Annotated in this window: 21 protein-coding genes; 14 read left to right on the top strand and 7 right to left on the bottom strand. The window is 70.6% G+C overall.

Translation table 11 applies throughout. The features are described from left to right. The first annotated feature begins 72 nt into the window (after window positions 1–72). Complete coding sequence (locus MKW14_RS25205) at window positions 73–1185, top strand: DUF2786 domain-containing protein (RefSeq protein ID WP_240865527.1); 1113 nt, start codon at window positions 73–75, stop codon at window positions 1183–1185. Window positions 1186–1197: 12 nt separating this feature from the next. Here MKW14_RS25205 and MKW14_RS25200 read toward each other — a convergent pair whose 3' ends face one another. Then, window positions 1198–1716 carry a DUF4232 domain-containing protein gene (locus MKW14_RS25200; RefSeq protein ID WP_240865521.1) on the bottom strand — a complete coding sequence of 173 codons (519 nt, stop codon included), beginning with the start codon at window positions 1714–1716 and terminating at the stop codon, window positions 1198–1200. A gap of 39 nt (window positions 1717–1755) precedes the next feature. Beyond that, on the bottom strand, window positions 1756–2235 hold the full coding sequence (locus MKW14_RS25195; RefSeq protein ID WP_240865520.1) for a hypothetical protein: 480 nt from the start codon (window positions 2233–2235) through the stop codon (window positions 1756–1758). A gap of 473 nt (window positions 2236–2708) precedes the next feature. On the opposite strand from MKW14_RS25195, the gene MKW14_RS25190 reads away from it, so the two are divergent. After that, the gene (locus tag MKW14_RS25190; protein WP_133044265.1) at window positions 2709–2963 is read left to right on the top strand and encodes a DUF397 domain-containing protein; all 255 of its coding nucleotides are present in this window, start codon (window positions 2709–2711) and stop codon (window positions 2961–2963) included. Window positions 2964–3037: 74 nt separating this feature from the next. Here MKW14_RS25190 and MKW14_RS25185 read toward each other — a convergent pair whose 3' ends face one another. After that, the gene (locus MKW14_RS25185) at window positions 3038–3550 is read right to left on the bottom strand and encodes an ATP-binding protein (RefSeq protein ID WP_374116592.1); all 513 of its coding nucleotides are present in this window, start codon (window positions 3548–3550) and stop codon (window positions 3038–3040) included. A gap of 322 nt (window positions 3551–3872) precedes the next feature. Between MKW14_RS25185 and MKW14_RS25180 the strand changes: the two genes are divergently transcribed. From MKW14_RS25180 to MKW14_RS25155, 6 genes are all read left to right on the top strand, one after another. Then, window positions 3873–4709 carry a Sco1979 family transcriptional regulator gene (locus MKW14_RS25180; RefSeq protein WP_502628181.1) on the top strand — a complete coding sequence of 279 codons (837 nt, stop codon included), beginning with the start codon at window positions 3873–3875 and terminating at the stop codon, window positions 4707–4709. A gap of 112 nt (window positions 4710–4821) precedes the next feature. Next, window positions 4822–6282, top strand: a complete 1461-nt coding sequence (locus MKW14_RS25175; protein WP_240865515.1) for an aldehyde dehydrogenase family protein — start codon at window positions 4822–4824, stop codon at window positions 6280–6282. A 176-nt stretch (window positions 6283–6458) separates the two neighbouring features. Then, the gene (locus MKW14_RS25170) at window positions 6459–7007 is read left to right on the top strand and encodes a DinB family protein (protein WP_240865514.1); all 549 of its coding nucleotides are present in this window, start codon (window positions 6459–6461) and stop codon (window positions 7005–7007) included. Window positions 7008–7032: 25 nt separating this feature from the next. After that, on the top strand, window positions 7033–7674 hold the full coding sequence (locus tag MKW14_RS25165; protein ID WP_240865511.1) for a PadR family transcriptional regulator: 642 nt from the start codon (window positions 7033–7035) through the stop codon (window positions 7672–7674). A 95-nt stretch (window positions 7675–7769) separates the two neighbouring features. After that, window positions 7770–8735: an ATP-binding cassette domain-containing protein gene (locus MKW14_RS25160; protein ID WP_308314627.1), complete on the top strand. Its 966-nt coding sequence runs from the start codon at window positions 7770–7772 to the stop codon at window positions 8733–8735. After that, a complete protein-coding gene (locus MKW14_RS25155) occupies window positions 8717–9481 on the top strand; it encodes an ABC transporter permease (protein ID WP_240865508.1) in 765 nt (254 codons plus the stop codon). Before MKW14_RS25160 ends, MKW14_RS25155 begins: the two co-directional genes overlap by 19 nt. Window positions 9482–9496: 15 nt before the next feature. Here the strand turns inward: MKW14_RS25155 and gad are convergent, their stop codons facing one another. Next, a complete protein-coding gene (gad, locus tag MKW14_RS25150; RefSeq protein WP_240865506.1) occupies window positions 9497–10897 on the bottom strand; it encodes a glutamate decarboxylase in 1401 nt (466 codons plus the stop codon). A gap of 165 nt (window positions 10898–11062) precedes the next feature. On the opposite strand from gad, the gene MKW14_RS25145 reads away from it, so the two are divergent. After that, window positions 11063–11824 carry a MerR family transcriptional regulator gene (locus MKW14_RS25145; RefSeq protein ID WP_240865504.1) on the top strand — a complete coding sequence of 254 codons (762 nt, stop codon included), beginning with the start codon at window positions 11063–11065 and terminating at the stop codon, window positions 11822–11824. A gap of 18 nt (window positions 11825–11842) precedes the next feature. Here MKW14_RS25145 and MKW14_RS25140 read toward each other — a convergent pair whose 3' ends face one another. After that, window positions 11843–12208, bottom strand: coding sequence for a YbjQ family protein (locus tag MKW14_RS25140; protein ID WP_133044272.1), 366 nt, complete (start codon window positions 12206–12208; stop codon window positions 11843–11845). A gap of 142 nt (window positions 12209–12350) precedes the next feature. Here MKW14_RS25140 and MKW14_RS25135 point away from each other — a divergent pair, with 142 nt between their 5' ends. Continuing rightward, window positions 12351–13277 (top strand): DedA family protein, encoded by a 927-nt coding sequence (locus MKW14_RS25135; RefSeq protein ID WP_240865503.1) that lies wholly within the window; start codon window positions 12351–12353, stop codon window positions 13275–13277. Here the strand turns inward: MKW14_RS25135 and MKW14_RS25130 are convergent. Together MKW14_RS25130 and MKW14_RS25125 are read right to left on the bottom strand one after the other, a co-directional pair. Further along, window positions 13274–14935 (bottom strand): threonine/serine exporter family protein, encoded by a 1662-nt coding sequence (locus MKW14_RS25130; protein ID WP_240865501.1) that lies wholly within the window; start codon window positions 14933–14935, stop codon window positions 13274–13276. The genes MKW14_RS25135 and MKW14_RS25130 overlap by 4 nt on opposite strands. Before the next feature lie 107 nt (window positions 14936–15042). Next, window positions 15043–15534: an inorganic diphosphatase gene (locus MKW14_RS25125; protein ID WP_029394330.1), complete on the bottom strand. Its 492-nt coding sequence runs from the start codon at window positions 15532–15534 to the stop codon at window positions 15043–15045. A gap of 124 nt (window positions 15535–15658) precedes the next feature. On the opposite strand from MKW14_RS25125, the gene dacB reads away from it, so the two are divergent. The 4 genes from dacB (at window position 15659) to hpt (ending at window position 20305) form a co-directional block, all read left to right on the top strand. Then, window positions 15659–17254, top strand: coding sequence for a D-alanyl-D-alanine carboxypeptidase/D-alanyl-D-alanine endopeptidase (gene dacB / locus MKW14_RS25120; RefSeq protein ID WP_240865665.1), 1596 nt, complete (start codon window positions 15659–15661; stop codon window positions 17252–17254). A gap of 76 nt (window positions 17255–17330) precedes the next feature. Next, a complete protein-coding gene (locus MKW14_RS25115) occupies window positions 17331–18455 on the top strand; it encodes an Rv3626c family coenzyme F420 biosynthesis-associated protein (protein ID WP_240865498.1) in 1125 nt (374 codons plus the stop codon). 193 nt (window positions 18456–18648) lie between these two features. Then, window positions 18649–19674, top strand: coding sequence for a tRNA lysidine(34) synthetase TilS (gene tilS / locus MKW14_RS25110; protein ID WP_133044277.1), 1026 nt, complete (start codon window positions 18649–18651; stop codon window positions 19672–19674). Window positions 19675–19744: 70 nt separating this feature from the next. Next, complete coding sequence (gene hpt / locus MKW14_RS25105; RefSeq protein ID WP_240865661.1) at window positions 19745–20305, top strand: hypoxanthine phosphoribosyltransferase; 561 nt, start codon at window positions 19745–19747, stop codon at window positions 20303–20305. Window positions 20306–20405: the final 100 nt, after the last annotated feature.

The raw sequence follows: 20405 nt of genomic DNA, 5'->3' as shown, positions 1-20405 counted from the left end.
CGAGCGAGTTTCGAGGACTGAGACGAGCCGGGGGCCGGTCCCGATGTCAGTGCCGCGTGTCACGATCGAGGGGTGAGTACAGCCAGCACCGTCGACCGGGCCTTCCGGGCCGCCCTCTACGCCGAGTCGGACACCGCCCTCGACACCGGCGCCTCCCTGCTGGCCGCCGACCCTGCCGCGGACGGGGAACTGGCGCGGCGGGGCCGGGAGTTCGTGGCGTCGGCCTGGCAGCGCGGCTGGCAGCCCGCCGACGTCGTACGGATCGTGCGGCGCGATCTGGAGGACGCGCATGTGCGGCTGGTGTCGGCGCTGATCCGCGCTCAGTCGCCGGACGACCGCCCCCGCGGCCCCCGCTGGAGGGCCCAGTTGGAGGAACTCGCCGAGGAACTGCCTGCCGGCACCGACCGCTTCACGCACGCGACCACCGCCCTGGAGCTGTACCGGCTGCTGCTGCGCCTGCCGTCCCTGGACCCGCTCGACGAGCACGAGCCCGCCCGCACGCCGGCCGCCCGCCCCGAGTCCCGCATGCTGGCCCGCATCCGCGCGCTGCTCGCCAAGGCGGAGGCGACCGGTTTCCCGGAGGAGGCGGAGGCCCTCACCGCCAAGGCGCAGGAGCTCACCGCCCGCCACAGCATCGACGAGGCGCTCCTCGCGGCCGGGACGCCGACGGCGGACGCCCCGGTCGCCTGGCGAATCGGCGTCGAGCCGCCGTACGAACAGGCGAAGGCGGTCCTGCTGGACGCGGTGGCGGCCGCCAACCACTGCCGTGCCGTGTGGAACGAACCCTTCGGCTTCTCCACGGTCGTCGGTTTCGCCGCCGACCTGGAGGTGGTCGACCTGCTCTACACCTCGCTCCTCGTCCAGGCCACGCACGCGATGACGAAGGCCGAGGCGGCCCAGCGCGCCGGCGGCCGCAGGCGCACCAAGACCTTCCGCCAGTCCTTCCTCGCGGCCTACGCCCACCGCATAGGCACCCGTCTCGAGAAAGCCGCCGAGATCCAGGTCACCGACGACCTGCTGCCCGTCCTGGCCTCCCGCGAGGTCGCCGTCACGACCGAGACGGACCGAATGTTCCCGAACACGACCACGAGCCGGCTGCGCGGGGTGAGCGACGCGGCGGGCTGGAGCGAGGGTGCCGAGGCCGCCGACCGGGCCCAGGTGGGGGCCCGGCCGCGGCTGCCGTGAGCCGGCGGCCCGTCAGTCGCCCGCCTGCGTGAGGGGCGTCACCGACGCTTGAGGAGCATCACCCTTGAGGGCGACCTCGCCGTAGGACCAGGCGAAGCTGTGGGCGGCCGTCGAGCCGGGCAGGGTGAACTTCGCGGTCTTCACCGCGAGGCTCTGCTTGCCGCCCGCCTCGCCCCGCGTGTACGTGATCGTGAACGAGGCCGTCGCGTCCTTGGCCAGCGTCAGCTTGGCCGGCTTCGCGCCCTTGTCGGCGGGGACCGTCTTCGAGGCGTCACCGGCGACGAGGTCGACGCCGGGGAAGCCGTTCAGCGTGCAGCTCGTGCCGCGGTTGGTGACCGTGACGGTGACGTCGCCGGTGTCCCCGGCCGACGGCGCCGCGCTGGCGGCGACCGAGACGCCGACCGTGCACCCGGCGCTGGTCGTGTTCGTTTTCGTGTTCTTGTCGCCGTCGTCTCCGCCGCCGTTGCTGTCGCAGGCGGTCAGGAGCAGGGCCGAGGCGAGGGCCGCGACGGCGAGCGGGGTGGTGCGCATGTGGTTCCTCTGGTGCTCAGGGGCGTGACGCCGCCGAACCTACTGCCCCGCACCGGCAGTCGGCAGCCCGGACGGCAGCTTGCCACCCTCCGCCTTGGTGTACGTCTCCTTGCCGAGCGACCCCGACCAGGTGATCTTCAGCGCCTTCCCGGAGACGGAGTCGACCATCCCGGTGGCACGCTTCTTGTCGCCGTTCGTGCAGGTCAGATGGAGCATCTGCATGCCCGCTTCGTTGCCCGCGGTCCCGCTGCACACGCTGCCGCCGGTGGAGAAGAGCGCGGCCTGCTTGCCGGTGATGACCAGTGCCACCGCCTTGCCGTCGGTCGTGGCGAGCCAGCTGCCCTGCAGAGCGTCGGCCTTGGTGGTCGACGCGCCGCTGGAGCCGCCCGTGCCGGCGCCGGAGGACGAGGCGGCCGACGAGGGGCTCGCCGAGGAGTCGTCCTTGGAGCCGCCACCGCCGCTGCACGCGCTCAGCGCGAGCACGCCCGCTAGACCCGCGGCGGCCGCGGCGATCCGCACAGGCCGACGCGGCGCCGTACGAGAGGGACGCGTGTGGGTCGCCGTAGTCACTGGTAGCTCCCAAGCTCTAGCGGACCGTGGCCGGCCACCACCCGACCGGCCGCAGCAAGCTACCAGCCGCGCCCGTCGATGCCATGGGGAGCGCCTGTGAGACTTAGCGGCAGGACTTGCGTACGCCCCGGTGAGCCGCGCGAGCGCCGCATACGCTCCGCTCGAGCGACTGAACGGTGGAACAGGAACGGCTCCCCGCGCGTCTGTTCCTAGTGGACGGGGGATGGCCGCCGGGGTTCGGGGAAGACGCCCGATCGAGCCGGTAAAGAGTCGTCAAAGCGGTAATCAAAGCTGTAACCATGGGACCACCCCCCGTGCACGTGCATCTGCTCATGCATCTGCACGTGAACAGGGTTATGATCCGGGTCAGTTGACCACTGCATCACTGGCCCCAAGGCCACCGCACCATCGGGGAGCGACCTGTGGACCACGACGTGTACAACGACGTGTACAACGGCATGGCGGCCACGGAGCTCGACGGGGTGGCCTGGCAGAAGAGCCGGCACAGCAACTCGCAGGGTTCCTGCGTGGAGTTCGCCCGGCTGCCCGGCGGCGACGTCGCCGTTCGCAACTCCCGCTTCCCCGACGGTCCGGCGCTGGTCTACACGCGCGCTGAGATAGAGGCGATGCTCCTGGGTGTCAAGGACGGGGAGTTCGACCACCTGGTCGCAGGCTGAAGGCCGGGCCGCCGACCTGCGACCCGGCCTGGTGACGCGCGTAGAGACACGGCGTCACGGAGCGTCGCCCAAGCTCACTCGGCGGACGCCTGCTGTACCTGCGGCAGCTGGAACAGGGCCCACACGACCTTGCCGCTGAGCGTGCCGGCCAGCGGGTGCCAGCCCCAGCCGTCGGCGAAGGAGTCGACCAGGAACAGTCCCCGCCCGGACTCCGCGGAGAAGTCCTCCGCCTCCCGCTCCACGGGAGAGTCCTGGCTGGGATCGCGGACCGCGCACACCAGTCGCTCGGTCCACCGCATCAAGTGCAGCCGCACGAGCGGCACTTGCTCCGCCGAGCAGACCGCGCCCGCGGGCAGGGCGTGCCGCAGGGCGTTGGTCACGAGTTCCGAGACGACCAGGCACACGTCGTCGAACCGCTCGCCGACGTCCCACTGGTCCAGGGTTCTCCGGGTGAACAGCCTTGCCTCGCGCACCGCTTCGTAGCGGGCGGGCAGAGCGCAGGTGGCGGCGTTGGACACGGCCGCGGGATCAAGCGGCGGAAGGCCCTGCCGTAACGGCTCGAGCATGGTCGATCCATTCGTCCCCATGCGAGGCACTCCCGGGAATTCGCGGTCGTTGCGATGCAGCGGATGCGCGAGACCATGGTTTCGGATGCGCGGTGCAGATGCAAGGTGCAGATGCACGTGCAGGTGACCGAATTGGACGTTCCCGTACCGCTTCTTGGTCATTTTTTCCGTCATCTTCTCTCCCGCTACTTGCCAACTCCTTCCCTCGAGCTGTGCGGAATCTTTGACTTCTTTCCATCTCTGTAATCGGACGAGTACTGCTCGGAGTGTTTTAGTGGCAGACTTCGGCCCCTGAAGGCGGTTGGGGAGGCTGGCGAACGTGAGCGTGGGAGAGCCCGGATCGGTGGTGCGGCGCATGCTGCTCGGCTCGCAACTCAGGCGACTGCGCGAGGCGCGCGGCATCACGCGCGAGGCGGCGGGTTACTCGATCCGCGCCTCGGAGTCGAAGATCAGCCGGATGGAGCTGGGCCGGGTGAGCTTCAAGACACGGGACGTGGAAGACCTGTTGACGTTGTACGGCATCACCGACGAGACGGAGCGCACCTCGCTGCTCTCCCTCGCGCGGGAGGCCAACGTGGCGGGCTGGTGGCACAGTTACTCGGACGTCCTGCCGAGCTGGTTCCCCACCTATGTCGGCCTGGAGGGCGCGGCCTCGCTGATCCGTGCGTACGAGGTGCAGTTCGTGCACGGACTGCTGCAGACGCCGGAGTACGCGCGCGCGGTGGTCAAGCGGGGCATGAGGGGCGCGAGCGAGTCGGACATCGAGAAGCGGGTGGAACTGCGCCTGGAGCGTCAGAAGTACCTCGTCTCGGAGAACGCCCCCGACTTCCACATCGTCCTGGACGAGGCCGCGCTGCGCCGCCCGTACGGCGACCGCCAGGTGATGCGCGGTCAGCTCCAGCATCTGATCGACGTCTCCGAGCAGCCGAACGTACGGCTGCAGATCATGCCGTTCAGCTTCGGCGGCCACGCCGGCGAGAGCGGTGCGTTCACCATCCTGTCCTTCACCGAGTCGGACCTCACCGACGTCGTCTACCTGGAGCAGCTGACCAGCGCCCTCTATCTGGACAAGGCCGAGGACGTCGCCCAGTACGAGAAGGCGCTCAAGGAGCTCCAGCGGGACAGCCCGGGGCCGGACGAGAGCCGGGACCTTCTACGGGGTCTCCTCCAACTTTCCTGAGGTTCTCCCCAGAAGTTCGCTCCACGTCCCCAACTCGCCTGCCCCGCACGTACGATGACGTGTGATCAGACCGTGACGTTGATCGTGTGTCTGCTAGTGATTTGGGGATCACATGTCGTCGTACTTCACCGACCTCGCCCAGCAGTACATCGACGGTGAGTGGCGCCCGGGGACCGGTTCCTGGGACATCATCGACTTCAACCCGTACGACAACGAGAAGTTGGCGTCGATCACGATAGCCACGGTCGACGAGGTCGACGAGGCGTACCGGGCGGCGGCCCGCGCCCAGAAGCAGTGGGCGAAGACCAACCCCTACGCCCGGCGCGCGGTCCTGGAGAAGGCGCTCGGACTGGTCGAGGAGCGCGAGCAGGAGATCGCCGAGGTGATCATCGCCGAGCTCGGCGGCACCCGGCTGAAGGCCGGCTTCGAGCTGCATCTCGCCAAGGAGTTCCTGCGCGAGTCGATCCAGTGGGCGCTGCGCCCCGAGGGGAAGATCCTTCCCTCGCCGGTCGACGGCAAGGAGAACCGCCTCTACCGCGTCCCGGTCGGCGTGGTGGGTGTGATCAGCCCCTTCAACTTCCCCTTCCTGCTGTCCATCAAGTCCGTCGCGCCCGCCCTCGCGCTCGGCAACGGCGTCGTCCTGAAGCCCCACCAGAACACCCCGATCACCGGCGGTGCCCTGGTCGGCAAGATCTTCGAGGACGCGGGCCTGCCGGGCGGGCTGCTCAACGTCGTCATCACGGACATCGCGGAGATCGGCGACGCCTTCATCGAGCACCCGATCCCGAAGGTCATCTCCTTCACCGGCTCCGACAAGGTCGGCCGGCACGTCGCCACCGTCTGCGCCGCGAACTTCAAGCGCTCGGTCCTCGAACTGGGCGGAAACAGCGCCATCGTGGTCCTCGACGACGCCGACATCGACTACGCGGTCGACGCGGCGGTCTTCAGCCGCTACGTCCACCAGGGCCAGGTCTGCATGGCCGCCAACCGCGTGCTCGTGGACCGTTCGATCGCCGACGAGTTCACCGAGAAGTTCGTCGCCAAGGTCAGGACCCTCAAGGTCGGCGACCCGAGCGACCCGCAGACGGTGATCGGCCCGGTCATCAACTCCTCGCAGGCGGACGCGCTCTCCTCCGTCGTCGAGCAGGCGATCGGCGAGGGCGCGACGGCCCTGGTGCACGGCACGACCACCGACAACCTGGTCGAGCCGTCCGTCCTGACCGGCGTCCCCGCCGACTCGGCCCTGCTGCGCCAGGAGGTCTTCGGCCCGGTCGCCTTCCTCATCCCCTTCGACGGCGAGGAGGAGGCCGTACGCATCGTCAACGACACGCCGTACGGTCTGAGCGGCGCCGTCCACACCGGTGACATCGAGCGGGGCGTCGAGTTCGCCAAGCAGATCGACACCGGCATGTTCCACGTGAACGACGGCACCGTCCACGACGAGCCCGTCGTCCCCTTCGGCGGCGAGAAGAACTCCGGCATCGGCCGCCTCAACGGCGAGGGGACCGTCGAGTGCTTCACCACGCAGAAGTGGATCTCGGTGCAGCACGGCAGGAGCGGGTTCCCGTTCTGATGCGTCCGGTCGCGCGGGCCGGCTGATTCGATTCCGGCTGATGCGTCCGGTCGCGCGGACCATCCAAAATCCGTTCGGTCGCGCGGGCCATCGAGGACAGAACCTGACCTCGATGGCCCGTAGTTTCCTGGGTGTCAGGGGGAGACCCCACAGCACCCGACGAAAGGCGGCCGGTCATGGTCACCCACGTTCCCGCGGAGGCCCGGGGAGACGAGCGCGGAGCGCTGCTCGCGTTCATCGAGGAGCAGCGCGGCGGCATCCGGCGCGCGCTGCTCGGACTGACCGAGGAGCAGGCCGCGAGCAAGCCCAGCGCCAGTGACCTCTCGCTCTCCGGTCTGCTCAAGCACGTCGCCGAGACGGAGCAGAGCTGGATCGCGCGCGCCAAGCAGGAGCCGCCGGCGATCCACCGGGATCCTTCCAACTGGCACGAGACCTTCCAGCTCATGGGCGACGAGACCGTCGAGTCCCAGCTCGCCCACTGGGAGAAGGTCGCCGCCGAGACCGAGGCGTACGTGCGCTCCGTACCGAGCCTCGACGACACCTTCCCGCTGCCGAACGACCCCTGGTTCCCGCCGGAAGGGCGGGTCTCCGTGCGCTGGCTCTGTCTGCACCTGATCCGCGAGACCGCCCGGCACGCCGGCCACGCCGACATCATCAGGGAGTCGCTGGACGGCGCGACCGCCTTCGAGCTGGTGGCGAAGGAGCAGGGCACCAGCTGGGGCTGACCCTCCCGGGTCCTACGCTGGCCCCATGTCAGCGATCCGTCTCCTCGTGCTCGGCGCGGTCCGCCAGCACGGGCGGGCCCACGGCTACCAGGTGCGGGGCGACCTGGAGTACTGGGGCGCCCACGAGTGGTCCAACGCCAAGCCCGGCTCGATCTACCACGCGCTCAAGCAGATGGCCAAGCAGGGCCTGCTGCACGCGCACGAGGTCGCGCAGTCCACGGCCGGCGGACCGCCGCGCACGGAGTACGAGATCACCGACCGGGGCACCGAGGAGTACTTCCGGCTGCTGCGCGAGGCGCTGACCTCGTACGACCAGAAGACGGACGTCAAGTCGAGCGCGATCGGCTTCATGGTGGACCTGCCGCGGGCCGAGGCGGTGTCCCTCCTGAAGGAGCGGATCCGGCGCATCGAGCGGTGGCGCTCGTCCGTCACCGAGCACTACGTGCCCGAGGACGGCCCCGAACAACTCGGCCACATCGGCGAGATCATGAACCTCTGGATCCACACGGCCGACGCCGAACTCGCGTGGATCCAGGGGTTGATCGGGCGGATCGAGGGCGGGGCGTACACGTTCGCGGGGGAGGGCGAGCCGTTCGTGGGCGTCCTCGCCGCCGACCAGGAGAACCCGTACGCCACCGGGGAGCGGCATCCGGAGGACGACCGCTAATCAAGTTTGACCAACCGGGTCGCGGGCATTAACGTCGAGTCAGTAATCAAGTTTGATTAGCTGGGACTGGCTCGATGGAGAGTGGGGGAGTGGCAGTGGCCGACACGGCAGTCATCGTCGAGGGGGTGCGCAAGGCCTATGGCGGCACGCCCGCGTTGGACGGGCTCGACCTCGCGTTCGCGCGCGGCACGGTGCACGGGGTGCTGGGGCCCAACGGCGCGGGCAAGACGACCCTGGTCCGGATCCTGTCCACCCTGCTGCGGCCCGACGCGGGCCGGATCGAGGTGGCCGGGCACGACGTCGTGGCCGAGGCCCGTGAGGTCCGTCGGCGCATCGGCCTGCTCGGCCAGCACGCGGCCCTGGACGAGCAGCTCGGCGGCCGGCAGAACCTGGAGATGTTCGGCCGGCTGTACCACCTGGGCGCACGCCACGCGCGCGTGCGGGCCGGCGTCCTCCTGGAGCGCTTCGGCCTCACCGACACCGGCCGCAAGCCGGTCCGCGCCTACAGCGGCGGCATGCGGCGCCGGCTGGACCTCGCCGCCTCCCTGATCCGGGACCCGGACGTGCTGTTCCTGGACGAGCCGACGACCGGCCTCGACCCCCGCGGCCGCGCCGAGGTGTGGGCGTCGGTCCGCTCCCTGGTCGGCGGCGGTACGACGGTCCTGCTCACCACGCAGTACCTGGAGGAGGCCGATCAGCTGGCCGACCGCATCTCGGTGGTCGCCTCCGGCCGGGTGATCGCCGACGGCACGGCCGACGAGCTCAAGGCGGCCACCGGCGGCGACCGCATCGACGTCGTCCTGCGCGACGCCGGTCAACTGGGCGCCGCGGTCGCCCTGTTGCCCTTGCCGAAGTCCGAGGTCACGGTCGACCCCGACCGCCGTCTGATCAGCGCCCCGGTCACCGACCGGATGGCGGCGCTCTCCGGTGTCGTACGCGCCCTGGAGGAGGCGTGTGTCGAGGCCGAGGACATCGCCCTGCGCCGCCCCACCCTGGACGAGGTGTTCCTGCACCTCACCGCCGACCGTGCCGAGGAGGCCGCATGGGCACCTACGCGCTGACCGACTCCTGGACCATGACCCGGCGCGAACTCGCGCACTGGGCGCGGCAGCCCGGCCGTCTCGTCGTCGGGCTGGTCTTCCCGGTGATGCTGCTGCTGATGTTCGCGTACCTGATCGGCGGCGGCCGCGGGGTGAGCGGGCCCTACCGCGACTACCTGATCCCCGGCATGCTCGCGCTGACCATGGCCTTCGGCCTGGAGGGCACGATGCTCGCGGTCACCCAGGACCTCGACAAGGGCGTCATCGACCGCTTCCGCTCCCTCCCCATGGCCAACGGCGCGGTCCTGGTGGGCCGTTCGGCCGCCGACATGCTCCAGTCGGCGCTGGGGCTGGCGATCCTCGTCGGCGTCGGGTACACGCTCGGGTGGCGCGTGCACGCCTCCCCGGGCGCGTTCCTGGGCGCCATGGGCCTGTTGCTGCTGCTGCGCTTCGCCATGCTGTGGATCGGCATCCATCTCGCGCTGGTCGCCGGGAGGCCGGAGCTGGTGCAGGCCGTGCAGATCCTGGTCTGGCCGGTCGGCTTCCTGTCCAACGCCCTCGCCGCGCCCGCCTCGATGCCCGACTGGCTGGGCACGGCCGTCGAGTGGAACCCGATGTCCCGCACCGCGACGGCCGTACGCGAGCTGCTGGGCGGCCCCGGCGGTGAGCCGGGGCACGTGTGGGCGGCCGTCCTGTGGCCGCTGGCCCTGCTGGCGGTGTTCTTCCCGCTGGCGGTACGGCGGTTCGCGCGCATGGACCGCCAATGACCGCTCGTGACTGGGCTAGTGATGGAAGCCGGTGGCCGCCTCCTTGTCCCGGGTCCACGGGTGCGGTTGCCGGCGCAGCTCCGGCAGCAGACGGGTCAGGTCCTCCACGAACAGGTCGGCGAGATCGGAGGAGAAACCGTTGCGGCACACGACCCGCAGCACGGACAGGTCCTGCCGGTTGGGCGGGAAGGTGTACGCGGGCACCAGCCAGCCGCGCTCCCGCATCCGCCGGGACACGTCGAAGACGTCGTACGACTCCACGCCCGGAGCCGTCGTGAAGGCGAAGACCGGCAGTTCGTCGCCCCGGGTCAGCAGCCGGAAGTCGCCCAGCTCCTCGACCCGGTCGGCGACGGACCGGGCCACGTCACGGGTGGTCTGCTGCACGGCTCTGTAGCCCTCGCGGCCCAGCCGCAGAAACGTGTAGTACTGCGCGACGACCTGGGCGCCGGGGCGGGAGAAGTTGAGCGCGAAGGTCGGCATGTCGCCGCCCAGGTAGTTGACGCGGAAGACGAGTTCCTCCGGAAGGGACTCGTTGTCCCGCCACAGCGCCCAGCCGACGCCCGGGTACACCAGCCCGTACTTGTGCCCGGAGGTGTTGATGGACGCCACGCGCGGGAGGCGGAAGTCCCACACCAGGTCCTCGTCGAGGAAGGGGGCGACCATCGCGCCGGACGCGCCGTCGACATGCACCGGGACGTCCAGGCCCGTGCGCTCCTGCAACGCGTCCAGGGCCGCGCACAGGTCCGCGATCGGCTCGTAGGAGCCGTCGAAGGTGGAGCCGAGGATGCCGACGACCCCGATGGTGTTCTCGTCGCACAGGTCGGCGGCGGCCCGCGGGTCGAGGTGGAACCGGTCGCCCTCCATGGGCACCTGGCGGGGCTCGACCTCCCAGAAGTTGCAGAACTTCTCCCAGCACACCTGGACGTTGACGCCCATCACGAGGTTGGGGCGGGCTCCCGGTGTCCGGTTCCGCTTGCTCCAGCGCCGTTTGAGGGCCATTCCGGCCAGCATGCACGCCTCGCTGGAGCCGGTCGTCGAACAGCCCACGGCGGCCGCCGGATCCGGCGCGTTCCACAGGTCGGCGAGCATCGCCACGCAGCGCCGCTCCAGCTCGGCCGTGCGCGGGTACTCGTCCTTGTCGATCATGTTCTTGTCCCGGCACTCCGCCATCAGGACACCGGCCTGCGGCTCCATCCACGTCGTGACGAACGTGGCCAGGTTCAGCCGTGAGTTGCCGTCCAGCATCAGCTCGTCGTGCACCAGCTGGTACGCCGTCGAGGGCGGCAGCGGAGCGTCCGGCAGCCGGTGTCTGGGCGGTGCCTCGGTCATGCCGCCGACCGGGTTGGCCTCCCCGAAGAAGGGGTTGACCGACACCTGGCGCTCTTCGGACTGTGCGGAACCCTTGTGCAGCGGCATGAGCGTGTCTCCTCGCGTCTGCTGATGAACGAGTGCCGACGCGGGACAGTTCCAGGGATCACCCGGGCCGGGCGGGTCCGCGGGCCGTCCCCGGAGAATCGGACTTGCACCTCACGCGACGTGAGGAGCCACCGTGGAGCGCGTACCGAGAAGGGAGCGGACGAAGTGAGCTACTCCGTGGGACAGGTCGCGGGCTACGCCGGCGTCACGGTGCGCACCCTGCACCACTACGACGCCATCGGGCTGCTCGTCCCGAGCGAGCGCAGCCACGCGGGGCACCGGCGCTACGGCGAGGCCGACCTCGACCGGCTGCAGCAGATCCTGTTCTACCGGGAGCTCGGCTTCCCGCTCGACGAGGTCGCGGCCCTGCTCGACGACCCGGACGCGGACCCGCGCGCGCATCTGCGCCGGCAGCACGAGCTGCTGACCGCCCGGATCGAGAAGCTGCGGAAGATGGCCGAGGCCGTGGAACACGCCATGGAGGCACGCACGATGGGCATCAACCTCACCCCGGAGGAACGCTTCGAGGTCTTCGGGGACAAGGACCCCGAGCAGTACGCCGAGGAGGCCGAGCGCCGCTGGGGCGGCACCGAGGCGTACGCCGAGTCACAGCGCCGGGCCGCCGGCTACACCAAGGCCGACTGGAAACGCCTGCAGGCCGAGGTGGACGACTGGAGCACGCGCTACGCGGCCCTGGTGTCCGCCGGTGAGCCGCCGACCGCCGAGGCGGCGATGGACCTCGCGGAGGAACACCGCCTGCACATCCACCGGTGGTACTACGGGTGCGGCTACGAGATGCACGGCTGTCTGGCCGACATGTACGTCTCCGACGAGCGCTTCAAGGCGTTCTACGACGCCATGCACCCGGGCCTCGCCGAACACCTCAGGGACGCGATCCACGCCAACGCGGCCCGGCACGCCGCGTGACGGTCCCGGCCCGGGGGCTCACTCCCGGGCCAGGACCACCGCGGTCCCGTAGGCGCACACCTCGGTGCCGACGTCGGCCGCCTCGGTCACGTCGAAGCGGAACATCAGCACCCCGTTCGCCCCACGCGCGCGTGCCTGCTCCACCAGCCGCTCCATGGCCTGGTTCCGGGTCTGCACCAGCGTCTTGGTGAGGCCCCTGAGCTCACCGCCGATCATCGACTTCAGCCCGGCCCCGATCTGGCTGCCGAGGTGCCGGGACCGCACGGTGAGGCCGAACACCTCACCGAGGACCTGCTGCACCCGGTACCCGGGAACGTCGTTCGTCGTCACGACCAACACATCCGGCTGGGGCCCCTGGCCGCCGCCGTACTCATCGATGCCCATGAGTCACAGCTTTGCCCCAGGAGGCGCACAGTGCATCCTGGGGACAGCGGTGGAACCTGGGGCGGACACCTGGCGTTGATACCTTTGTGCGCCCGTAGAAGGACGCCGTACCTTCCCCCAGCCCTCAGGGAGCCCGAGAACCGTGACGACGCTTGCCCTCGGCCCGAGCTGGCTCGATCCGAACTACCTCCTCGACACGTTCGGCATCTGGGGTCTGCTCCTGATCGTCTTCGCGGAGTCGGGCCTGCTCATCGGCTTCTTCCTGCCGGGCGACTCGCTGCTGTTCACCACGGGCCTGCTGATCACCACCGACCAGCTGAACTTCCCGCTGTGGGGAGCGATCGCCCTGATCTGCGCCGCCGCCGTCCTCGGCGACCAGGCGGGCTACATGTTCGGCAAGAAGGTCGGCCCCTCGCTCTTCAACCGCCCCGACTCCCGCCTCTTCAAGCAGGAGAACGTGGTCAAGGCGCACGAGTTCTTCGAGAAGTACGGCCCGAAGTCCCTGGTGCTGGCCCGCTTCGTGCCCGTGGTGCGCACCTTCACGCCGATCATCGCCGGCGTCAGCGGCATGAAGTACCGCTCGTTCGTGGTCTTCAACGTGATCGGCGGTGTCCTGTGGGGCGCCGGCGTCACTCTGCTCGGCTCCTGGCTCGGCAAGATCGAGTTCGTCAGGAACAACATCGAGGCGATCCTCATCCTGATCGTCCTCGTCTCGGTGGTCCCGATCGCCATCGAGTACCTGCGCGCCCGCTCGAAGGCGAAGAAGAACCCCGAGCGCGCCGCCCCCGAGCCCGTCCAGGAGCAGACCCAGCCCTTCCCGGTGGTCATGGACGACTCCACGACCCAGCTGCGCCGCATCCCGCCGGCCGACCAGCCCTATCAGCAGCCGTACGAGCAGCCGTACGACCCGAACCAGCAGCAGTACGCCCCGCAGTACCCCCAGCAGACCTACCCGCAGCAGCAGCCGTACGGCGGCGAGCAGCCCCAGCAGTACGGCGGCGGGCAGCCCCAGCAGCAGCCGTACGGCGCCGGGCAGAACGGCCAGTACCCCTACGACCAGGGGTACTAGAAACCACGGGTCCGCTTGGCGGCCCGGCGCTTCTCGGCCGAGCCGATCCGCAGGAACAGCCGGGAGATCTCCGAGCCCAGGTTGACCCCGATCGCGATGGCCATGGCGAGCGACGCGGCCGTGGCCAGCGACACCAGCCCCTTGTCGACGTTGTTCTGGGCGATCGACAGCAGCCCGAAGTATGTCGAGGAACCCGGCAGCAGAGGCCCGATCGCCGCCGTCGTGTAGGGCAGCGCGGAAGCGAACCGGTACCGGGACAGCAGCTGCCCGAACAGCCCCACGAGCCCGGCGGCGACGGCCGTGGAAGCGACCGGCGACAGCCCGCCGGGGTAGTTCAGGGCGCCGTACACACACCACGCGACACCGCCGTTGAGCGTCACCCACAGCACGGTCGAGCGCTCCTGCTGCAGCAGCACGGCGAACGTCAGCGACAGCAGCATCGAGGCGGCGATCTGCCACAGCGGCCGCTCGGCGATCTGCAGGGCCGCGTCCGGGTTCAGCTTGGCGCCCAGGTTCACCCCGAAGTACAGGACGACCAGCACGCCGGTGACGATCCCGACGAACAGGTAGACGACCTCCAGCAGCCGCGCCGACGCGGTGATGTAGAACCCGGTCAGCCCGTCCTGCACGCCCGCCACCAGTGCCCGCCCGGGGAGCAGCGCGAACAGCCCACCGGTGATGACCGCGGACGCCTTCACGTCCACATGGGCCACGGTCAGCGCGACCCCGATCGCCGCCGGGGGCATCGCGGCCACCGTGAACTGGTAGAACTCCGGCAGCCCGCGCCCCGCGCACAGCCACGCCAGCCGGTCGCCGAACATCGCCCCCAGCATGGCCGCGGCGAACACCACCAGATCACCGCCGACGAGCACGGAGGCGGCCCCGGCGAGCAGTCCGCTCGCGCCGGTCAGCACCCAGGTCGGATACGGGTGCCGGTTGCGCCGTATCTCCGCGAGCCGCCGGTAGGCCTCCTCCAGGGAGATGCTGGTCTCCGGGTCGCTGAGGTCGTCCACGAGCCGGAAGACGGCCGCCAGCCGCGTGTAGTCGGTGGCCCGCCGCCGCACGGTCCGGGAGGCCGTCACCGGGTCCTCCACCAGCGAGGGCTGGTAGGAGATCGACAGCAGCGTGAAGGTGACGTTCGGTTCACAGCGGTCCAGGCCGTAGGACCGGCACACCGCGAACATCGCGGCCTCCACGTCCTCCGCGCCCTCACCGCCGGCCAGCAGCAGCTCCCCGATGCGCAGCGTCAGGTCGAGCACGCGCGGGACGGCGGGACCGCCCTCCTCCACCTTCGGACCGGGCTCGGGGGCGGGCCGCTCGGCCAGCGGCATCCGCAGCATCGTGCGCATGCGGTCCTGCCAGGGCACGTCCTTGGTGAGGCTGACGACGGGTACGCCGGTCGCCGGGGTGAACGCGGCCGGGGCGTGCTTGCTGCTGTAGGTGCTGGGCGCGCTGAACGCGGATCCCTCGGGTTCGGCGTGCGGCGGCTGCGAGACGTCCAGCCCGTCCGGGACGGCGAACTCGGACGTGGTCTCCGGCTCGACGACCGTTCGGGGGGCGGCGAGCCCGGCCGGAAGGGCGAACTCCGATGTGATCTCGGGATCGAACGTGCCCCTCGCCTCGTCCGACTGCGGTTTGCGGTACTCCGCTTCCGTCACGTGCGCAACGCTCCCTGTACGACACCTCCTGCCGCCCTCAGTATGCGCACAGGCACACGAAGGGGCCGCACGCGCTTGCGTACGGCCCCTTCACGGGAGTTCGGGGCTCAGTGGCCGCCCTGCTCCTTGAACCGCTTGTAGGAGCGCTCGATCTCGGCCTCGGCGTCCGTGCGGCCGACCCAGTTGGCGCCCTCGACGGATTTGCCGGGCTCCAGGTCCTTGTAGACCTCGAAGAAGTGCTGGATCTCCAGCCGGTCGAACTCGGAGACGTGGTGGATGTCACGCAGGTGCTCCACGCGCGGGTCCGTCGAGGGGACGCACAGCAGCTTGTCGTCGCCGCCCGCCTCGTCCGTCATGCGGAACATGCCGATCGCGCGGCAGCGGATCAGACAGCCCGGGAAGGTCGGCTCGTCCAGGATGACCAGCGCGTCCAGCGGGTCGCCGTCCTCGCCGAGCGTGTTCTCGACGAAGCCGTAGTCGGTCGGGTAGGCGGTCGAGGTGAAGAGTCGACGGTCCAGGCGGATCCGACCGGTCTCGTGGTCCACCTCGTACTTGTTCCGCGAACCCTTCGGGATCTCGATCGTGACGTCGAACTCCACCGGTGGCTCCTCCATGATCAACACATAGTTCTGGTGGTTAAGTGTCCCTCACGCACGTGTGTGATCGCGAAAGGGGCTGGTGGTCGTGCCTGAACTGAGGCCTTGGCGAGCCGCGAGACCGCACGTGGTGCGGGTCGCGAACGCCGTACGACCGCGTCTGGCACGGGCCGCCGGGACCGTACGCCCGCAGCTCGAACGAGCCGCGAACGCCGCGCGTCCCCGCCTCGAACGGGCCGCGGCGGCCGCGCGACCGCGGCTCGCGCGGGTGCTGTCGGCGAGGCCGAAGACCACCGGGACCTGGCAGTACACCGCGGGTGCCGCCACCGCCGGTGTGGCGCTGGCCGTCACCGTGGTGACCGCCACCGGTCCCTGGGACTCCACCGGTCAGCGTACGGCCGAGGCGGACCGGGCGGTTGCCCTGGAACGCGCGGGTGGCGCAGATCACGGCCGTACATCCGATACGTCCGACAAGGCCGGGGCGCCCGAGCCCGCGCCGAGCGCCGCCTCGGTCCTGGTCGGCCTCGGCGGCTCGGCGAACACGGTGAGGTCCGCGCCGGTCGGACCGGCGCTCACCGACGTCCTTCGGCCGCTTCTCGGTGACGCGGCCCTCGGCGCCCAACGCGCCGCCGCGGTCGTCGACGTGACCACCGGCAAGCGCCTGTACGGCATCGGCGCCGACGTCCCCCTCACACCCGCCTCCACGACGAAGATCGCCACCGCGGTCGCCGCGCTGTCGGCGATGGGCGCCGACCATCGCCTCACCACGCGCACCGCCCTGGAACCGGACACCAGGGAACTCGTCCTCGTCGGCGGTGGCGACCCGACGCTGACGGCCCGCAAGGACACCGACGGCTGGGCGAGCCTGCGCGACCTGGCCGACAGGACGGCGACGGCCCTGAAGAAACGCGGCACCGACCGGGTCACGCTCTCCTACGACACCACCCTCTTCACCGGTCCCGCGCTGCACCCCATCGGCGTCGACGACAACCTCGCGCCGGTCAGCGCCCTGACGGCCGACGAGGGGCGCACGGACGACTCCACGAGCGGAACCGCGCACCGGGTGCCGGATCCGGCCGCCGACGCGGCGACGAAGTTCGCGGGCTTCCTGGCCGCGGACGGCATCCGGACGACGCCCCCGGGCCCGTCCAGGGCGACGGCCCGCGCCACGACGCTGGCCTCCGTCTCCTCGCCCCCGCTCTCCGACGTGGTCGAGCGCATGCTGACCAACTCCGACAACGACATCGCGGAGGCGCTGGCCCGTCAGACGGCCGTGGCGACGGGGAAGCCGGCGAGCTTCGACGGCGGCGCGGCGGCGATCGCCGCCCAGTTGAACAGGCTCCAACTGCCCTTGAAGGGCGCCCAGTTCCATGACGGCAGCGGTCTGAACCGGGCCGACAGGCTGACGGCCGACCTGCTGACGGCCCTCCTGGTCAAGGCCGGAGCCCCGGACCACCCCGAACTCCGCCCCGCCCTCACCGGCCTCCCCGTGGCGGGCTTCACCGGCACCCTCACCAGCCGCTACACCGACGGCGCGGCAGGGGTCGTACGAGCCAAGACCGGCACCCTGACCGGCGTGAACACCCTGGCGGGCACGGTGGTCGACCGGGACGGCCGGCTGCTGGCCTTCGCCTTCCTCGCGTCCGACACGACGAGCAAGGACGCGGCCCAGTCGGCGCTGGACCGCACGGCGACGGCCCTGGCGGCCTGCGGCTGCCGCTGACCCCTGCGGCACCGGCCCCGGCCCCGCGGTTCTCCGCGCCCTGCCCCCAGCGCGAACGCTCACGTACGGTTGACACATGACGAGCATCGGTGGTGCCGAGATGGTCGACTGGAATCTCGCGGTCGCGACCGCGACCCGGCTCGTGCGGCCGGGCCCCGACGTGAGCCGCGACGAGGCCCGAGCGGTCGTCGCGGAACTGCGCCGGCATGCCAAGGCCTCGGAGGAACACGTCCGCGGCTTCACCCGGATGGGCACGGAGGAGACCCACGACACCCCGATCCTGGTCGTCGACCGGCCCGGCTGGGTCCGGGCCAACGTCGCCGGCTTCCGGGAGATCCTCAAACCGCTGCTCGAGAAGATGCAGGAGCGGCGCGGCAGCAGCCCCGGCGGCGCGGTCCTCGGCGCGGTCGGCGGCAAGGTCACCGGCGTCGAACTGGGCATGCTGCTGTCGTTCCTGGCCTCCCGCGTCCTCGGCCAGTACGAGACCTTCGCCCCGGCCACCCGCGACCTGCCGGCCGGCGAGAACGGCGGCGGCCGGCTGCTCCTCGTCGCGCCCAACATCGTGCACGTGGAACGCGAACTCGACGTGCAGCCCCACGACTTCCGCCTCTGGGTCTGTCTGCACGAGGAGACGCACCGCACGCAGTTCAGCGCCGTGCCCTGGCTGCGCGACCACCTCGAGGGCGAAATCCAGTCGTTCCTGGGAGAGACCGACGTCGACCCGATGACCGTCCTGGAGCGCATCCGGGAGGCCGCCCAGTCTCTCGCGGGCGGGCGCCCCGAGGCCGAGGAGGACGACGGGGGGCGCTCCTTCGTGGAGATCGTGCAGACCCCCGCCCAGCGCGAGATCCTCGGCCGCCTCACCGCCGTGATGTCCCTCCTGGAGGGACACGCCGACTTCGTGATGGACGGAGTGGGCCCCGACGTCGTGCCGAGCGTCGCCGAGATCCGCGAGAAGTTCCAGCAGCGGCGAGCGAAGGGCGCCTCCCGGCTGGACATGGCGCTGCGCAAGCTGCTCGGCCTGGACGCCAAACTCAGGCAGTACCGGGACGGCGAGCGGTTCGTGCGGGCCGTCGTCGACCAGGTCGGCATGGACGGCTTCAACCGTGTGTGGACTTCCCCGAACACCCTGCCGACCAAGTCGGAGATCGCCAAACCGGCGGACTGGGTCGCGCGGGTGCACCGCAAGAGCGAGTCGTGAACGCCGTACGGACGTGGTGAACCGAATCCGGCCGACGGCAGGCGAACGCCCCTCCAATCACCCGTCCGAGGGACCGTGAGCCATGGGTAGGCGTGCAATGCTCGGGGAACGGCCCGGCTCTGTCACCATCGACACACTCTGAGTGACCGAACCTCGGGCTCACCCCCCGAAAACTTCATGAAGGGAACCGGACATGGGTCCCCATCCTGCGGTCGCGGCGATACGCCTGGCGGTCCGCCGCGTCCTTCACGACATCCTCAACGACGACCAGCCCCCCGCCGGGCGGACCGCGCACGAGCCCCCGCCCGCGCCGCTCGTGCTCGTGGCGTGCTCCGGCGGCGCCGACTCCATGGCGCTCGCCTCCGCCCTCGCCTTCGAGGCCCCCAAGCTCGGCATCCGCTGCGGCGGCGTCACCGTCGACCACGGACTGCAGCCCGGCTCCGATCTGCGCGCCGAGGAAGTCGCCCTGCGGCTGCGCGAGTTGGGCCTGGACCCGGTCGAGTCCGTCGCCGTGACCGTCGGCCGCGAAGGCGGCCCGGAGGCCGCCGCCCGCGACGCCCGGTACGCCGCCCTCGACGCGGCCGCCGCCCGCCACGGCGCCACCGCGATCCTGCTCGGCCACACCCGCGACGACCAGGCCGAGACCGTGCTGCTCGGCCTCGCCCGCGGCTCCGGCATCCGTTCCCTGTCCGGAATGGCCGCGGTCTCGGGGGCCGGCGGCCGTTACCGCCGCCCCTTCCTCGAACTCGACCGGCAGACCGCCCGCAAGGCCTGCATGGTCCAGTCGCTGCCCGTCTGGGACGACCCGCACAACGCCGACCCCGCCTACACCCGCTCGCGGCTGCGCCACGAGGGACTGCCCGCCCTGGAGAAGGCGCTCGGCAAGGGAGTCGTCGAGGCCCTCGCCCGTACCGCGCAGCTCTCCCGCGACGACGCCGACGCCCTCGACGCCTGGGCCCGCCAGGCCGAGGCCGCCGTGCGGGACAGCGCGGGCCTGCTGGAGTGCGCCAAGCTCTACGCCCTGCCGCCCGCGGTGCGCCGCCGCATTCTGCGCCAGGCGGCGATCGAGGCCGGCGCCCCGGCCGGCTCGCTGTTCGCCCGCCACATCGAGGAAGTCGACCGGCTGATCACCGGCTGGCGCGGCCAGGGAGCCATCAATCTCCCGGGCAAAGTCGTCGCCCAGCGCCAGGGTGGCAGACTGGTGATTCGGCAAGGCTGAATCTCATCCCGTTTTGTGCGGGATCCGGCCCCCATCCGGGGCCGGGCAGCCGGTGGGACGACCGAAAGTGATGCGGGTGGACGCGAAAGACATGGGTGCCGACCTCAAGCAGGTGCTCATCACCAAGGAAGAGATCGACGCGAAGCTCGTCGAGCTGGCCGCGAAGATCGACGCGGAGTACGCGGGCAAGGACCTGCTCATCGTCGGCGTCCTCAAGGGCGCGGTGATGGCCATGGCCGACCTGGCCCGGGCGCTGTCCACCCCCGTCACCATGGACTGGATGGCCGTGTCCTCGTACGGCGCGGGCACCCAGTCCTCCGGTGTGGTGCGGATCCTGAAGGACCTCGACACCGACATCAAGGGAAAGCACGTCCTGATCGTCGAGGACATCATCGACTCCGGGCTGACCCTGTCGTGGCTGATCAACAACCTCGGCTCGCGTGAGCCGGAGTCGCTGAAGATCTGCACCCTGCTGCGCAAGCCGGACGCCGCGAAGGTCGCCATCGACGTCGAGTGGGTCGGCTTCGACATCCCGAACGAGTTCGTCGTCGGTTACGGTCTGGACTACGCGGAGAAGTACCGGAATCTCCCGTTCGTCGGTACGCTCGCCCCCCACGTCTACGGCGGCTGAGACGGCCTTGGGGCCGAGCGAGCCGTCTTTGTAGGACGATCGGGAACCCCGGCGGGTTTCGCGCCGTTGGAGCATGCAGAGGCGGGAATGCCGGCCGTCC

This window comes from Streptomyces gilvus (assembly GCF_022513565.1).
Classification (GTDB): Bacteria; Actinomycetota; Actinomycetes; order Streptomycetales; family Streptomycetaceae; genus Streptomyces; species Streptomyces gilvus.
The sequence above is the reverse complement of the archived record's forward strand: the minus strand, read 5'-3'. Positions and strand labels throughout refer to the sequence as shown.

Excerpts from the sequence above, each read along its gene's own strand:
- MKW14_RS25200 (WP_240865521.1), bottom strand. The coding sequence starts at position 1,716 with ATGCGCACCACCCCGCTCGCCGTCGCGGCCCTCGCCTCGGCCCTGCTC.
- MKW14_RS25185 (WP_374116592.1), bottom strand. The coding sequence starts at position 3,550 with ATGGGGACGAATGGATCGACCATGCTCGAGCCGTTACGGCAGGGCCTT.
- MKW14_RS25175 (WP_240865515.1), top strand. The coding sequence starts at position 4,822 with ATGTCGTCGTACTTCACCGACCTCGCCCAGCAGTACATCGACGGTGAG.
- MKW14_RS25170 (WP_240865514.1), top strand. The coding sequence starts at position 6,459 with ATGGTCACCCACGTTCCCGCGGAGGCCCGGGGAGACGAGCGCGGAGCG.
- MKW14_RS25165 (WP_240865511.1), top strand. The coding sequence starts at position 7,033 with ATGTCAGCGATCCGTCTCCTCGTGCTCGGCGCGGTCCGCCAGCACGGG.
- MKW14_RS25155 (WP_240865508.1), top strand. The coding sequence starts at position 8,717 with ATGGGCACCTACGCGCTGACCGACTCCTGGACCATGACCCGGCGCGAA.
- gad (WP_240865506.1), bottom strand. The coding sequence starts at position 10,897 with ATGCCGCTGCACAAGGGTTCCGCACAGTCCGAAGAGCGCCAGGTGTCG.
- MKW14_RS25140 (WP_133044272.1), bottom strand. The coding sequence starts at position 12,208 with ATGGGCATCGATGAGTACGGCGGCGGCCAGGGGCCCCAGCCGGATGTG.
- MKW14_RS25115 (WP_240865498.1), top strand. The coding sequence starts at position 17,331 with ATGACGAGCATCGGTGGTGCCGAGATGGTCGACTGGAATCTCGCGGTC.
- tilS (WP_133044277.1), top strand. The coding sequence starts at position 18,649 with ATGGGTCCCCATCCTGCGGTCGCGGCGATACGCCTGGCGGTCCGCCGC.
- hpt (WP_240865661.1), top strand. The coding sequence starts at position 19,745 with ATGCGGGTGGACGCGAAAGACATGGGTGCCGACCTCAAGCAGGTGCTC.